The following is a 15033-nucleotide window of genomic DNA, read 5'->3' as shown; positions in this document are numbered from 1 at the left end:
ATATGCGCCCGACCTTACTCTTATCGACTCAAATAAATAGATAACTGCAATTTAGCGAAACGCCCCATTACTGGGCCGCAATCACTTTGGACGCTTGGTACCGTACTTCGAACGACCCTGGTTACGACCTTTAACACCGGAAGTATCCAAAGAACCGCGAACGGTGTGGTAGCGAACACCCGGAAGGTCTTTTACACGACCGCCACGGATCAGAACAACGCTGTGCTCTTGCAGGTTGTGACCTTCACCACCGATGTACGAAGAAACTTCGAAACCGTTGGTCAGGCGAACACGGCAAACTTTACGCAAAGCCGAGTTAGGTTTTTTCGGCGTAGTGGTATACACGCGAGTGCATACGCCACGACGTTGCGGGCAGTTCTGCAGCGCAGGCACGTCGGATTTCTCGACGATACGCTTACGCGGCTGACGTACCAGCTGGTTAATAGTTGCCATCTTTAGCTCCACTGTTGTCTTTCGACGCTATTGCTTTTCAAACAAAGCAAAATGGCAGAGCAACATGCCCTGCCAAATTTAGGGGTGCATGAGTCTAAAGAGACTCAGCCTCCCAGTCAAGATGCAACCCCGCCGCATATGCGGCGGGATTACGCTCTTAATTTCCGCTGAAGTTCAACGCTTCGGTCAGTGCCGCTTCAACTTCACTGGCACTAACACGCACTGGCTTGTCGATTTCACGCTTGCGCTTACGCTCGCTGTGATAGGCCAAACCTGTACCTGCTGGGATCAAACGACCCACAACAACGTTTTCCTTCAGGCCGCGCAGGTAATCGCGCTTACCAGTAACCGCCGCCTCGGTAAGAACGCGAGTGGTTTCCTGGAACGATGCTGCCGAGATGAACGACTCAGTCGACAACGACGCCTTGGTGATACCCAGCAATACGCGAGTGTACTTGGAGACAAACTTGTCGGCTGCTGCCAGACGCTCGTTCTCACCCAGTACCGCGGTCAACTCCATCTGGTCGCCCTTGATGAAGGTTGAATCGCCGGATTCAGCCACTTCAACTTTACGCAGCATCTGACGCAGGATGGTCTCGATGTGCTTATCGTTGATTTTCACGCCCTGCAGACGGTAAACGTCTTGAATCTCGTTAACGATGTACTTAGCCAACGCGCTAACACCCAACAAACGCAGGATGTCGTGCGGATCGCTTGGGCCGTCGGAGATAACTTCACCCTTGTTAACCTGTTCACCTTCGAACACGTTCAGGTGACGCCACTTCGGAATCAGCTCTTCGTACGGATCGCTACCGTCGGTTGGTGTAATCACCAGACGACGCTTGCCTTTGGTTTCTTTACCGAAGGAGATGGTGCCGCTGATCTCCGCCAGAATCGAAGCTTCTTTCGGACGACGCGCTTCGAACAAGTCGGCAACGCGTGGCAGACCACCGGTGATGTCACGGGTTTTCGATGTTTCTTGCGGGATACGAGCGATTACATCACCCACGCCCACTTGCACACCATCCGCTACACCGACCAAGGCGTTTGCTGGCAAGAAGTACTGAGCCGGTACATCGGTACCTGGCAGCAGCAAGTCTTTACCGTCAGCGCCAACCATCTTAACTGCTGGGCGAATATCTTTGCCGGCAGCTGGACGGTCTTTCGGATCGAGAACTTCAATGTTGGTCAAACCGGTCAATTCGTCAGTCTGACGCTTGATCGTGATGCCTTCTTCCATACCAACGAAGGTCACAGTACCTTTCATCTCGGTAACGATTGGGTGAGTGTGCGGATCCCACTTGGCGACGATTGCGCCCGGCTCCACTTTGTCACCCTCTTTAACCGAGATCACAGCACCGTAAGGCAGCTTGTAACGCTCGCGCTCACGACCGAACTCGTCAGCCATGGCCAGCTCACCAGAACGCGATACCGCGACCAGTGCGCCGTCAAGACGCTCTACGTGCTTCAAGTTATGCAGACGGACAGTGCCGCCGTTCTTAACCTGAACGCTGTCAGCAGCCGAGGTCCGGCTAGCCGCACCACCAATGTGGAACGTACGCATGGTCAGCTGTGTACCCGGCTCACCGATCGACTGTGCAGCGATTACGCCGACAGCTTCACCGATGTTGATCTGGTGACCACGTGCAAGGTCGCGACCGTAGCACTTGGCACAGATGCCGTAACGGGTTTCACAGGTGATTGGCGAACGCACGACTACTTCGTCGATGCTGTTCAGTTCAATGAACTCAACCCACTGCTCATCAACCAAGGTACCGGCTGGCACGATGACGTCTTCGGTGCCTGGCTTGAATACGTCATTGGCGATTACTCGACCCAATACGCGCTCACCCAATGGCTCTACAACGTCGCCGCCTTCAATGTGCGGAGTCATGTATAGACCGCGCTCAGTGCCGCAATCGATCTCAGTCACTACCAGATCCTGGGCAACGTCAACCAGACGACGCGTCAAGTAACCGGAGTTAGCTGTTTTCAGTGCGGTATCCGCCAGACCTTTACGAGCACCGTGAGTCGAGATGAAGTACTGAAGTACGCTCAAACCTTCACGGAAGTTCGCAGTAATCGGCGTTTCGATGATCGAGCCGTCTGGCTTGGCCATCAGACCACGCATACCAGCGAGCTGACGGATCTGCGCAGCAGAACCCCGCGCACCGGAGTCGGCCATCATGTACATCGAGTTGAAGGACTCTTGATCAACAGTCTTGCCGTCACGATCGACTACTTTCTCTTTCGAGAGGTTCGCCATCATCGCTTTGGAGACTTCGTCGTTGGCCTTCGACCACAAGTCGATCACCTTGTTGTACTTCTCGCCCTGAGTTACCAGGCCCGATGCGTACTGGCTTTCGATCTCTTTAACTTCTTCGGTAGCCGCGTCGATGATGCGAACTTTTTCATCAGGGATAACGAAGTCGTTAACACCAATGGAAACGCCCGAGATCGTCGAGTATGCGAAACCGGTGTACATCAGCTGGTCAGCGAAGATAACGGTGTCTTTCAAGCCTACAGTACGGTAGCACTGGTTGATCAGCTTGGAGATCGCCTTCTTCTTCATCGAGTGGTTGACCACGTCATACGACAGGCCGTCCGGCACGATTTGGAACAGCAGCGCACGGCCAACAGTGGTGTCGACGATGCGAGTATTTTTGGTGATGCTGCCATCGCGGTCTTTGATGACCTCGTTGATACGCACCTTGACGCGGGCATGCAGAGACGCTTGACCACCACGGAATACGCGGTCAACTTCTTGCAGGTCAGCGAATACGCGACCTTCGCCTTTGGCGTTGGTAGCTTCACGGGTCATGTAGTACAGACCCAATACAACGTCCTGCGAAGGAACGATGATTGGCTCACCGTTAGCTGGCGACAGAATGTTGTTGGTCGACATCATCAGCGCACGCGCTTCGAGCTGGGCTTCCAGCGTCAGCGGTACGTGAACAGCCATCTGGTCACCGTCGAAGTCGGCGTTGTAGGCCGCACAAACCAACGGGTGCAGCTGGATCGCCTTACCTTCAATCAGAACCGGCTCAAACGCCTGGATACCCAGACGGTGAAGGGTCGGTGCACGGTTGAGAAGCACTGGGTGTTCGCGAATTACTTCAGCGAGAACGTCCCAAACTTCTGGCAACTCACGCTCAACCATCTTCTTGGCAGCCTTGATGGTAGTCGCGAGACCACGCATTTCCAGCTTGCCGAAAATGAACGGCTTGAACAGCTCGAGAGCCATCTTCTTCGGCAGACCGCACTGATGCAGACGCAGCGTTGGGCCTACGGTAATTACCGAACGACCGGAGTAGTCAACGCGCTTACCGAGCAAGTTCTGACGGAAACGACCTTGCTTACCCTTGATCATGTCAGCCAAGGATTTCAGCGGACGCTTGTTCGAACCAGTGATGGCGCGACCACGACGGCCGTTGTCGAGCAATGCGTCAACTGCTTCCTGAAGCATGCGCTTTTCGTTGCGCACGATGATATCCGGCGCAGACAGATCAAGCAGACGCTTCAAACGGTTGTTACGGTTGATAACGCGACGATATAGATCGTTCAGGTCAGAAGTCGCGAAACGACCACCGTCCAGCGGTACCAACGGACGCAGATCTGGCGGCAGAACCGGCAGAACGGTCAGGACCATCCACTCTGGCAAGTTGCCGGAACCCAAGAAGGCTTCCATCAACTTCAGACGCTTGGACAGCTTCTTGATTTTGGTTTCCGAGTTGGTTTGCGGAATTTCTTCACGCAGACGGCCAATCTCGTGTTCCAGGTCGATAGCGTGCAACAGCTCGCGAACAGCTTCGGCGCCCATACGTGCGTCGAAGTCGTCACCGAACTCTTCCAAGGCTTCGAAGTACTGTTCGTCGTTGAGCAGCTGACCTTTTTCAAGGGTGGTCATGCCTGGATCGATAACGACATAGCTCTCGAAGTAGAGAACGCGTTCGATATCACGCAGGGTCATGTCCATCAGCAAACCGATACGGCTTGGCAGGGACTTCAAGAACCAGATGTGAGCAACCGGGGAAGCCAGTTCGATGTGGGCCATACGCTCACGACGAACTTTCGCCAGTGCAACTTCAACGCCGCACTTCTCACAGATTACACCACGGTGCTTGAGGCGCTTGTACTTACCGCACAGGCACTCGTAATCCTTTACCGGGCCAAAGATCTTGGCGCAGAACAGGCCGTCACGCTCAGGCTTGAACGTACGGTAGTTGATGGTTTCCGGCTTTTTAACTTCACCGAACGACCACGAACGGATCATCTCAGGCGATGCCAATCCAATACGGATGGCGTCGAACTCTTCGACTTGACCCTGGTTTTTCAGCAAATTCAGTAGGTCTTTCAAGGCCTTTCCTCCTGGCGGAGCTGGCGATGGAGCAAAGTGCTCCACCGCCGATTCGCGTCACGTGTTATTCGGTTTCCAGATCGATGTCGATACCGAGTGAACGGATCTCTTTGATCAGAACGTTGAAGGACTCAGGCATGCCTGGCTCCATACGGTGATCGCCGTCAACGATGTTTTTGTACATCTTGGTACGGCCGTTCACGTCGTCCGACTTCACGGTCAGCATTTCTTGCAATGTGTAAGCGGCGCCGTAGGCTTCCAACGCCCAGACCTCCATCTCACCGAAGCGCTGACCACCGAACTGCGCCTTACCACCCAACGGCTGCTGAGTAACGAGGCTGTAGGAACCAGTGGAACGCGCGTGCATCTTGTCGTCCACCAGGTGGTTCAGTTTCAACATGTACATGTAGCCGACAGTGGTCTCACGCTCGAACTGGTTACCCGTCCGACCGTCGATCAAACGCATCTGGCCGCTTTCTGGCAAATCTGCCAGTTTCAGCATGGCCTTGATTTCGCTCTCTTTGGCACCGTCGAATACTGGAGTGGCCATTGGCACACCGCCACGCAGGTTCTTCGCCAGATCGGTAATTTCCTGATCACTGAACTCGTCAAGGCTTTCCTGACGGCCACCGATCTCGTTATAGATCTGCTGCAAGAACTTACGCAGTTCAGCGATCTTGCGCTGCTCTTCGAGCATGCGGTTGATCTTCTCGCCCAACCCTTTAGCCGCAAGGCCCAGGTGAGTTTCGAGAATCTGACCTACGTTCATACGCGATGGAACACCCAGCGGGTTTAGTACGATGTCGACCGGCGTACCGTGTACGTCGTGCGGCATGTCTTCAACCGGCATGATGACCGAAACCACACCTTTGTTACCGTGACGACCAGCCATCTTGTCACCCGGCTGGATGCGACGACGGATTGCCAGGTAAACCTTAACGATTTTCAGCACACCTGGAGCCAGGTCATCGCCCTGCTGCAGCTTGCGCTTCTTGTCTTCGAACTTGTCGTCGAGCAACTGGCGGCGATCGGAAATGTAGGCCTGGGCCTTTTCCAACTGCTCATTCAGTGCATCGTCAGCCATGCGCAGCTTGAACCACTGGCCACGCTCCAGACCGTCAAGGAATTCGTCGGTCAGCTCTGCACCCTTCTTCAGGCCAGCGCCGCCTTCAACTACCTTGCCAACCAGAGCTGAACGCAGACGTTCAAAGGTTGCACCTTCAACAATCCGGAACTCTTCGTTGAGGTCCTTACGGATCTCGTCGAGCTGAGTCTTCTCGATCGACAGTGCACGCGCATCGCGCTCAACGCCGTCACGGGTGAAGACCTGTACGTCAATGACCGTACCTTTGGTACCGGTTGGCACACGCAGGGAGGTGTCTTTAACGTCAGACGCTTTTTCACCGAAGATGGCACGCAACAGCTTCTCTTCTGGAGTGAGTTGGGTTTCGCCTTTCGGCGTCACTTTACCAACCAGAATATCGCCTGGGCCTACTTCAGCGCCGACATACACGATGCCTGCTTCGTCCAGCTTGTTCAGAGCTGCTTCACCAACGTTCGGGATGTCCGAGGAGATTTCCTCAGGCCCAAGCTTGGTGTCACGCGCCACACAGGTCAGTTCCTGAATGTGGATTGTGGTGAAACGATCTTCTTGAACCACGCGCTCCGACAGGAGGATGGAGTCTTCGAAGTTGTAACCGTTCCACGGCATGAACGCGACGCGCATGTTCTGGCCAAGAGCCAGCTCACCCATGTCGGTCGACGGGCCGTCAGCCATGATGTCGCTACGCTTGACCTTGTCACCCTTGCTCACCAGCGGACGCTGGTTGATGCAGGTGTTCTGGTTAGAACGGGTGTATTTGGTCAAGTTGTAGATATCAACACCGGCTTCGCCAGTTTCAACTTCGTCGTCATTCACACGAACAACGATACGGCTCGCATCAACCGAGTCGATCACACCGCCACGACGTGCAACTACGCAGACACCGGAGTCGCGCGCTACGTTGCGCTCCATACCAGTACCCACCAGCGGCTTGTCCGAACGCAAGGTCGGAACAGCCTGACGCTGCATGTTCGAACCCATCAACGCACGGTTGGCGTCGTCGTGCTCGAGGAACGGAATCAACGAGGCGGCAACCGAAACTACCTGCTTCGGCGAGACGTCCATCAGGGTTACGTCTTCAGGTGCTTTAACGGTGAATTCGTTGAGGTGACGTACAGCCACCAACTCATCAACCAATTGACCTTTGTCGTTCATCAGAGCCGAAGCCTGGGCGATCACGTGATCGGCCTCTTCGATTGCTGACAGGAAGACGATCTCGTCGGTTACCAGCGTGTCTTTAACCACACGGTACGGGCTCTCAAGGAAGCCGTACTGATTGGTGCGCGCATAGGCAGCCAGGGAGTTGATCAGACCAATGTTCGGACCTTCCGGCGTCTCAATCGGGCAAACACGGCCGTAGTGAGTCGGGTGTACGTCACGAACTTCGAAGCCTGCACGCTCACGAGTCAAACCACCAGGGCCCAGTGCAGAGACACGACGCTTGTGCGTAATCTCGGACAGCGGGTTGTTCTGGTCCATGAACTGTGAAAGCTGGCTGGAACCAAAGAACTCTTTGACCGCGGCAGCCACTGGCTTGGCGTTGATCAGGTCTTGCGGCATCAGGCCTTCGCTTTCAGCCATCGACAGACGTTCTTTAACCGCACGCTCAACACGCACCAGACCTACACGGAACTGGTTCTCGGCCATTTCGCCGACGCAACGAACGCGACGGTTACCGAGGTGGTCGATGTCATCGACGATGCCTTTACCGTTACGGATATCAACCAAAGTCTTGAGGACTTCAACGATATCTTCTTTGCTCAACACGCCCGAACCTTCGATCTCGGTGCGACCGATACGACGGTTGAACTTCATGCGACCTACAGCCGACAGATCATAACGCTCTGGGCTGAAGAACAAGTTGTTGAACAAGGTTTCGGCAGCGTCCTTGGTTGGCGGCTCGCCTGGACGCATCATGCGATAGATTTCGACCAACGCTTCCAATTGGTTGGTAGTCGAATCAATCTTCAGGGTGTCAGAGATGAACGGACCGCAATCGATGTCGTTGGTATACAAGGTTTCGATGCGTACAACCTGCGCCTTAACAACCTTGGCGAGGATTTCAACGTTCAACTCGGTGTTGCACTCAGCGATGATTTCGCCAGTTGCCGGATGCACGATTGCCTTGGCGCTAGTACGGCCAATCAGGTAATCGATAGGAACTTCAAGTTCCTTGATGCCGGCTTTGTCCAACTGGTTGATGTGGCGCGCAGTAATACGGCGGCCTTGCTCAACAATGACCTTGCCTTTCTCGTCTTTGATATCGAGAACAGCAATTTCACCACGCAGACGATGTGGCACCAGTTCCAGGCTCAGGGATTCGCCCTTAACGTGGAATACGTTGGTGACATAGAACGCGTCCAGCATCTCTTCAGTGCTATAACCAAGCGCGCGCAGCAGTACCGAAGCCGGCAGTTTACGACGGCGGTCGATACGTACGAATACAGCGTCTTTCGGATCGAATTCGAAATCGAGCCAAGAGCCACGGTAAGGAATTACACGAGCCGAATAGAGCAACTTGCCAGAGCTGTGCGTCTTGCCACGGTCGTGATCGAAGAACACGCCTGGCGAACGGTGCAACTGGGAAACGATGACACGTTCAGTACCGTTAATAACAAAGGTACCGTTCTCAGTCATCAGGGGGATTTCCCCCATGTAAACTTCTTGCTCTTTAATGTCCTTGATCGCTTTGTTCGACGATTCTTTGTCGAAAATGATCAAACGAACTTTTACCCGCAGCGGTACGGCGTAAGTTACGCCGCGAAGGACGCACTCTTTGACGTCAAAAGCCGGTTCGCCCAGGCGATAACCGACATATTCCAAGGCAGCATTGCCGGAATAGCTGATAATCGGGAAAACGGACTTAAAGGCGGCATGGAGGCCGATATCGCGAAACTTATCCTTGGTCGCTCCCGCCTGCAGGAATTCGCGGTACGAATCCAGCTGGATGGCCAGGAGATAAGGCACATCCATGACATCCGGCAACTTGCTAAAGTCCTTGCGGATACGTTTTTTCTCAGTATATGAGTAAGCCATCAGCGTTCCCCAGCTTGGTCACCTGCTTATTTGGCCTCTCCGACGGGAGCAGCCAGAAACTCTTGCAAACCCCTTTGGTTTGCGCCACCACTTCGGGTGGGGTTTTCCAGCCCTAGGCTAGCTGTACGAGAGCCAACCTAGAACGGAAAAAGGCCGGTGGCAAAGCCACCAGCCATCAGCCTTAAGCGAGTTGCTCGGGCTGTAGACGCAAGGTCGTGCTTACTTAAGCTCGACTTTGGCGCCAGCTTCTTCCAGAACTTTCTTAGCAGCTTCGGCTTCTTCTTTCGAAGCGCCTTCTTTAACAACGCCAGGAGCGCTGTCAACTACTGCCTTGGCTTCTTTCAAGCCCAGACCAGTCAGTTCACGAACTGCTTTAATTACGTTTACTTTCTTCTCGCCAGCTTCAAGCAGAACGATGTTGAACTCGGTCTGTTCTTCAGCAGCAGCAGCGCCGCCAGCAGCTGGGCCAGCAGCAACAGCTGCAGCAGCGCTAACGCCGAACTTTTCTTCCATAGCGGTGATCAGTTCTACAACCTGCATCACGGACATTTCGGATACGGCGTTGATGATGTCTTCGTTAGTCAGAGCCATGACTCTAATTTCCTGTATTGGGGGACAGCCTTCGCGGCCATCAAATAAACAAATATGATCGAAAGAGTGCTGAGTGCCTTAGGCAGCAGCAGATTCTTTCTGGTCACGAACAGCTGCCAAAGTACGAACGAACTTGCTGGTAGCGCCTTGAATCACGCTCATCAGCTGAGAAATCGCTTCGTCGTATGTCGGCAAGCTTGCCAGTACGTCGATCTGGTTGGCTGCGATCAGCTTTCCTTCAAACGCGGCGGCCTTGATCTCGAACTTGTCCTGACCCTTGGCGAATTCTTTGAAGATACGAGCAGCAGCGCCCGGATGTTCATTAGAAAACGCAATCAGGGTTGGGCCAGTAAAGACGTCGTTGAGCACATCATACGAAGTGCCTTCAACTGCGCGCTTGAGCAGAGTGTTACGTACAACTTTAACGTAAACACCTGATTCACGAGCTTCTTTACGGAGTCCGGTCATTGCAGCTACGGTCACGCCACGGGCATCAGCCACGACAGCGGACAGGGCAGCTTGGGCAGCCTCGTTGACTTCAGCGACGATGGCCTTCTTGTCTTCGAGTTTAATTGCCACGGGTAAAACTCCTGCTTGTTACCGTTTCATCTGGCCGAAGCCGGATGTCGTTTTGGTGTCTGATTCGGTAAAGAACCGGGAGCACCATCTGCGTAGGTTTTCCTGTTTAAGGCTTGCGCCACCTACGGTCTTGGATAGCCCCCGCCAGGCAGGGACCCCAATTTTTGCAAACGAGCGTGAAATTCACGCCCGCTTTATTCCTTATGCGTCGAGCGAAGCCTGATCAATGATCAAACCTGGACCCATGGTAGTGCTCAGGGTCACGCGCTTAACGTAGATACCTTTAGAAGTCGAAGGCTTCAAACGCTTAAGGTCTGCAATCAGAGCCTCAACGTTCTGCTTCAACTTCTCGGCGTCAAAACCAACTTTACCGACGGAACCGTGGATGATGCCGTTCTTGTCAGTACGGAAACGTACTTGACCAGCTTTAGCATTCTTCACAGCAGTTGCTACGTCAGGAGTAACAGTGCCGACCTTCGGGTTAGGCATCAGGCCACGAGGACCGAGCACTTGACCCAACTGACCCACAACACGCATTGCATCAGGCGATGCAATAACGACGTCATAGTTCAGGTCGCCGCCTTTCATTTCAGCAGCCAGATCGTCCATACCAACGCGATCAGCGCCGGCAGCCAGAGCAGCTTCAGCAGCTGGACCCTGAGTGAACACTGCAACGCGAACAGATTTGCCCGAGCCGTTTGGCAGCACAGTAGCGCCACGAACAACTTGGTCAGATTTACGCGGATCAACGCCCAAGTTCACAGCGATGTCTACAGACTCGGAGAACTTGACAGCCGAAATCTCGGCCAGGAGAGCGGCAGCTTCGTTGAAGTTGTAAGCCTTACCAGCTTCAACTTTCTCAGCGATTGCCTTTTGACGCTTAGTCAGCTTAGCCATTTACACACCCTCCACGTTGAGGCCCATGCTGCGTGCGGAGCCGGCGATAGTACGTACGCCTGCATCCAAGTCAGCGGCAGTCAGATCAGCTTGTTTAGCCTTAACGATCTCTTCCAGCTGAGCACGAGTCACGGTGCCAACTTTAACGGTATTCGGGCGAGCAGAACCGCTGGTCAAGCCAGCTGCTTTCTTCAACAGAACCGAAGCCGGGGTGCTTTTGGTTTCAAAGGTGAAGCTACGGTCGCTATATACAGTGATGATCACTGGAGTCGGCAGACCTGGCTCTTGGCCTTGGGTCTTGGCGTTGAACGCCTTGCAGAATTCCATGATGTTCACACCGTGCTGACCCAGCGCCGGACCTACCGGTGGCGAAGGGTTAGCTTGACCTGCCTTTACCTGCAGCTTGATATAAGCTGAAATTTTCTTAGCCATGAGCTACTCCAATATTGGGTTCAAACGCCTTAACGGCTCCCCAGTTACTTACGCGTTTATCCCAGTGACGACAAAACCCCGCAGTCAATAACTGCGGGGTAAGGGATGCTTATGTCAACTATGCCTTCTCGACCTGGCTGAACTCCAGCTCTACCGGTGTAGAGCGGCCGAAGATGGTGACAGCCACCTGAACACGACTCTTCTCATAGTTAACTTCTTCGACGACACCGCTGAAATCAGCAAATGGGCCATCGGTAACACGGATCATTTCACCTGGCTCGAACAGAGTCTTCGGCTTAGGCTTATCACCACTATCAGCAACGCGACGCAAGATCGCTTCTGCTTCTTTATCAGTGATTGCAGCCGGCTTATCAGCCGTGCCACCGATGAAACCCATGACACGTGGCGTATCTTTAACCAAGTGCCAAGTGCCTTCGCTCATGTCCATTTGAACCAGGACATAACCCGGAAAGAACTTGCGCTCGCTTTTACGCTTCTGACCATTGCGCATCTCGACCACTTCTTCAGTAGGCACGAGAATTTCACCAAAGCCATCTTCCATACCAGCGAGTTTTATACGCTCGATCAACGAACGCATAACATGCTTCTCGTAACCCGAGTAAGCATGCACGACGTACCAACGCTTAGCCACGGGACACCCTTAGCCGACAATCAACGAAATAGCCCAGCCGAGCAGAGAATCTAATCCCCACAACAACAGAGCCATTACCAAAACAACAGCCACAACAATCAATGTGGTCTGCGTGGTTTCCTGACGCGTCGGCCAGACAACCTTACGAATTTCGACGCGCGCTTCTTTCAGCAAAACAAAAAAGGCCTGACCTTTTGAGGTTTGCAACGCAACAACACCAGCGACTACAGCAACAACCAGCAGAGCCAGTACACGATACAGAATCGGCTCAGCTGCGAAGTACTGATTACCAACCACGCCAGCCACTACAAGAGCAGCAACAACCAGCCACTTGAGCAGGTCAAAGCGAGTTTCTTTGGCTTCAGCCTTTGCATTCATTTACGAGGATCCTGTTAAAAGACGCGCCAAATTCATGAGAAAATGGCAGGTCAGGAGGGAATCGAACCCCCAACCTACGGTTTTGGAGACCGTCGCTCTGCCAATTGAGCTACTGACCTAGAACAAAATTAGGCCGACCATTATGTCGGCCTAAGAGGGACAAATCAACCGATTACTCGATGATCTTGGCAACTACACCAGCACCAACGGTACGGCCGCCTTCGCGAATCGCGAAACGCAGACCATCTTCCATGGCGATTGGAGCAATCAGGGTAACAACCATTTTGATGTTGTCGCCCGGCATTACCATTTCAACGCCTTCCGGCAGTTCGCAGTTACCAGTTACGTCCGTAGTACGGAAGTAGAACTGCGGACGGTAGCCCTTGAAGAAAGGAGTGTGACGACCACCCTCTTCTTTCGACAGGACGTACACTTCGCCTTCGAACTTGGTGTGTGGCTTGATGGTGCCTGGCTTAGCCAGTACCTGACCACGCTCTACGTCATCACGCTTGGTGCCACGCAGCAGTACGCCAACGTTCTCACCAGCACGACCTTCGTCGAGCAACTTACGGAACATCTCAACACCAGTACAGATGGTCTTGGTGGTATCACGGATACCAACAATCTCAATTTCTTCCTGTACTTTAACGATGCCACGCTCAACACGACCAGTCACAACAGTACCGCGACCAGAGATCGAGAACACGTCTTCGATTGGCATCAGGAATGGCTTGTCGATTGCACGCTCAGGCTCAGGGATATAAGTATCCAGAGTCTCAACCAGCTTACGAACGGCAGTGGTGCCCATTTCGTTATCGTCTTGACCGTTCAGAGCCATCAGCGCCGAACCGATTACGATTGGAGTGTCGTCGCCTGGGAAGTCGTAAGTCGACAGCAGGTCACGAACTTCCATCTCAACCAGTTCCAACAGCTCAGCGTCATCAACCATGTCAGCCTTGTTCAGGAAGACAACGATGAAGGGTACGCCAACCTGACGGGACAGCAGGATGTGCTCACGAGTCTGTGGCATCGGGCCATCGGCAGCCGAGCAAACCAGAATCGCGCCGTCCATCTGCGCAGCACCAGTGATCATGTTTTTAACATAGTCAGCGTGGCCCGGGCAGTCTACGTGTGCGTAGTGACGGGTTGGTGAATCATATTCAACGTGGGAAGTGTTGATGGTAATACCACGTGCTTTTTCTTCCGGAGCGTTGTCGATCTGGGAGAAATCGCGAGCGGAACCGCCCCAAGTTTCAGCACAAACGCGAGTCAGTGCTGCAGTCAGAGTAGTTTTACCATGGTCAACGTGGCCGATTGTGCCAACGTTTACGTGTGGTTTTTTACGTTCAAACTTTTCTTTAGCCATCTCGACCGTCTCCAAGCGAAGAATTGCAGAAGCCTTACCACCATTAAAATAAAGGCAGATACTTGCATATCTGCCTTTATCAAATGGAGCTCATGAGCGGATTTGAACCGCTGACCTCACCCTTACCAAGGGTGTGCTCTACCAACTGAGCTACATGAGCGAATAGTGTCGCGAACACTGCAAACTTGGAGCGGGTGGCGGGAATCGAACCCGCATCATTAGCTTGGAAGGCTAAGGTTCTACCACTAAACTACACCCGCTCTACTTGCAATTAACGCTAAATCTGGTGGAGGGAGAAGGATTCGAACCTTCGAAGTCGTAGACGTCAGATTTACAGTCTGATCCCTTTGGCCGCTCGGGAATCCCTCCAAAAGGAAGCGGCATTCTCAAGAGAAGCCACCCTACTGTCAAGCATTTTCTCAATAAAAACCTGAGCTTAGCGCATTTGACAGTAACTTTGCTGAACAGCTGTTTAAGGCCACCCTGCGAAGCGGGCGCCATTCTATGCAATCTATTCAGAGGATGCAATGCTTTCGCACGGCATTAATTGATGTTTTAGACCATTAAAATCAAAAGCGAGCTTTTCCAGCAGCGAATCATCGGCCAAACGCCGACTTTCCGGGGCTATACGCACCCAGTAGCTACGATGTGCGCGCGGTAATTCCCGCAAAGAGGATTCATAACCGACATCTTGCAGGCGCTGAATAACGCTCTGCGCAGAGTCCTTGCGCGGAAATATACCCAAAGAGATGCCGTTCTCCAGATCCCCCTGGGAAATCAAATAGCTATCGATATTGCGCGCCTGCAACTCCCTAAGCTGACGCAGGGATGCCGAACGCGACGCTAACGGCGGAATATAAACCCAGTAATCGACACCAGCCTGATCATCAACCGAACGCACTTCAGAATTAATATCGAGACTTATCAGGCGCTGCTCAACAACCTCAGCCTCTGAGCGCTGATCAAACGCGCCGAGATACATACAAGTGTCATCTGCCGGCAGTTCTTCCACTACCGGCGCCCGGCGCTGATCACCATCAGTTTCACTAAGCAACTGAATATCGCGCCCGCTATCCTGCCGCAAGGTTGTAGCGGCGACCTCTTTAGGTTTTAAAGGCGCCTGCTGTTGATGCCAGACATAGTAGAAAGCGTTAAGCACCACCAGCAATAAAAAAATCCAACGCATGCGA

11 protein-coding genes and 4 tRNA genes are annotated in these 15033 nt (G+C 53.2%); all 15 read right to left on the bottom strand.

The features are described 5' to 3' along the window. Positions 1–81: 81 nt before the first annotated feature. The 15 genes from rpsL to B9K09_RS03110 all read right to left on the bottom strand — a co-directional run bounded on the left by rpsL (position 82) and on the right by B9K09_RS03110 (position 15029). Entirely contained in the window at positions 82–453 is a 372-nt protein-coding gene (gene rpsL / locus B9K09_RS03180) for a 30S ribosomal protein S12 (RefSeq protein ID WP_003186084.1), read from the bottom strand. 157 nt (positions 454–610) lie between these two features. Next, complete coding sequence (rpoC, locus tag B9K09_RS03175) at positions 611–4810, bottom strand: DNA-directed RNA polymerase subunit beta' (protein ID WP_087515482.1); 4200 nt, start codon at positions 4808–4810, stop codon at positions 611–613. Positions 4811–4874: 64 nt separating this feature from the next. Further along, a complete protein-coding gene (rpoB, locus tag B9K09_RS03170; protein ID WP_087515481.1) occupies positions 4875–8948 on the bottom strand; it encodes a DNA-directed RNA polymerase subunit beta in 4074 nt (1357 codons plus the stop codon). Positions 8949–9167: 219 nt separating this feature from the next. Beyond that, positions 9168–9539, bottom strand: a complete 372-nt coding sequence (gene rplL / locus B9K09_RS03165; protein ID WP_087515480.1) for a 50S ribosomal protein L7/L12 — start codon at positions 9537–9539, stop codon at positions 9168–9170. Positions 9540–9617: 78 nt separating this feature from the next. Then, positions 9618–10118 carry a 50S ribosomal protein L10 gene (gene rplJ, locus B9K09_RS03160; protein ID WP_087515479.1) on the bottom strand — a complete coding sequence of 167 codons (501 nt, stop codon included), beginning with the start codon at positions 10116–10118 and terminating at the stop codon, positions 9618–9620. Between the two features lie 201 nt (positions 10119–10319). After that, positions 10320–11015, bottom strand: a complete 696-nt coding sequence (gene rplA / locus B9K09_RS03155) for a 50S ribosomal protein L1 (RefSeq protein WP_087515478.1) — start codon at positions 11013–11015, stop codon at positions 10320–10322. Continuing rightward, entirely contained in the window at positions 11016–11447 is a 432-nt protein-coding gene (gene rplK, locus B9K09_RS03150) for a 50S ribosomal protein L11 (protein ID WP_010490901.1), read from the bottom strand. Between the two features lie 118 nt (positions 11448–11565). After that, complete coding sequence (nusG, locus tag B9K09_RS03145) at positions 11566–12099, bottom strand: transcription termination/antitermination protein NusG (protein ID WP_087515477.1); 534 nt, start codon at positions 12097–12099, stop codon at positions 11566–11568. Positions 12100–12108: 9 nt separating this feature from the next. Beyond that, positions 12109–12477 carry a preprotein translocase subunit SecE gene (gene secE, locus B9K09_RS03140; protein WP_087515476.1) on the bottom strand — a complete coding sequence of 123 codons (369 nt, stop codon included), beginning with the start codon at positions 12475–12477 and terminating at the stop codon, positions 12109–12111. A gap of 43 nt (positions 12478–12520) precedes the next feature. Then, a tRNA-Trp gene (locus B9K09_RS03135) sits at positions 12521–12596 on the bottom strand. A 53-nt stretch (positions 12597–12649) separates the two neighbouring features. Continuing rightward, a complete protein-coding gene (gene tuf, locus B9K09_RS03130; protein WP_087515475.1) occupies positions 12650–13843 on the bottom strand; it encodes an elongation factor Tu in 1194 nt (397 codons plus the stop codon). Between the two features lie 84 nt (positions 13844–13927). Further along, positions 13928–14003, bottom strand: a tRNA-Thr gene (locus B9K09_RS03125). Between the two features lie 26 nt (positions 14004–14029). Then, positions 14030–14103: transfer RNA gene (locus B9K09_RS03120), tRNA-Gly, on the bottom strand. 24 nt (positions 14104–14127) lie between these two features. Then, positions 14128–14212: transfer RNA gene (locus B9K09_RS03115), tRNA-Tyr, on the bottom strand. Between the two features lie 142 nt (positions 14213–14354). Further along, positions 14355–15029 carry an SPOR domain-containing protein gene (locus B9K09_RS03110; protein WP_087515474.1) on the bottom strand — a complete coding sequence of 225 codons (675 nt, stop codon included), beginning with the start codon at positions 15027–15029 and terminating at the stop codon, positions 14355–14357. Positions 15030–15033 lie beyond the last annotated feature (4 nt).

Source organism: Pseudomonas sp. M30-35 (genome assembly GCF_002163625.1).
Classification (GTDB): domain Bacteria; phylum Pseudomonadota; class Gammaproteobacteria; order Pseudomonadales; family Pseudomonadaceae; genus Aquipseudomonas.
This window is presented reverse-complemented; position numbering and strand designations above follow the sequence as displayed.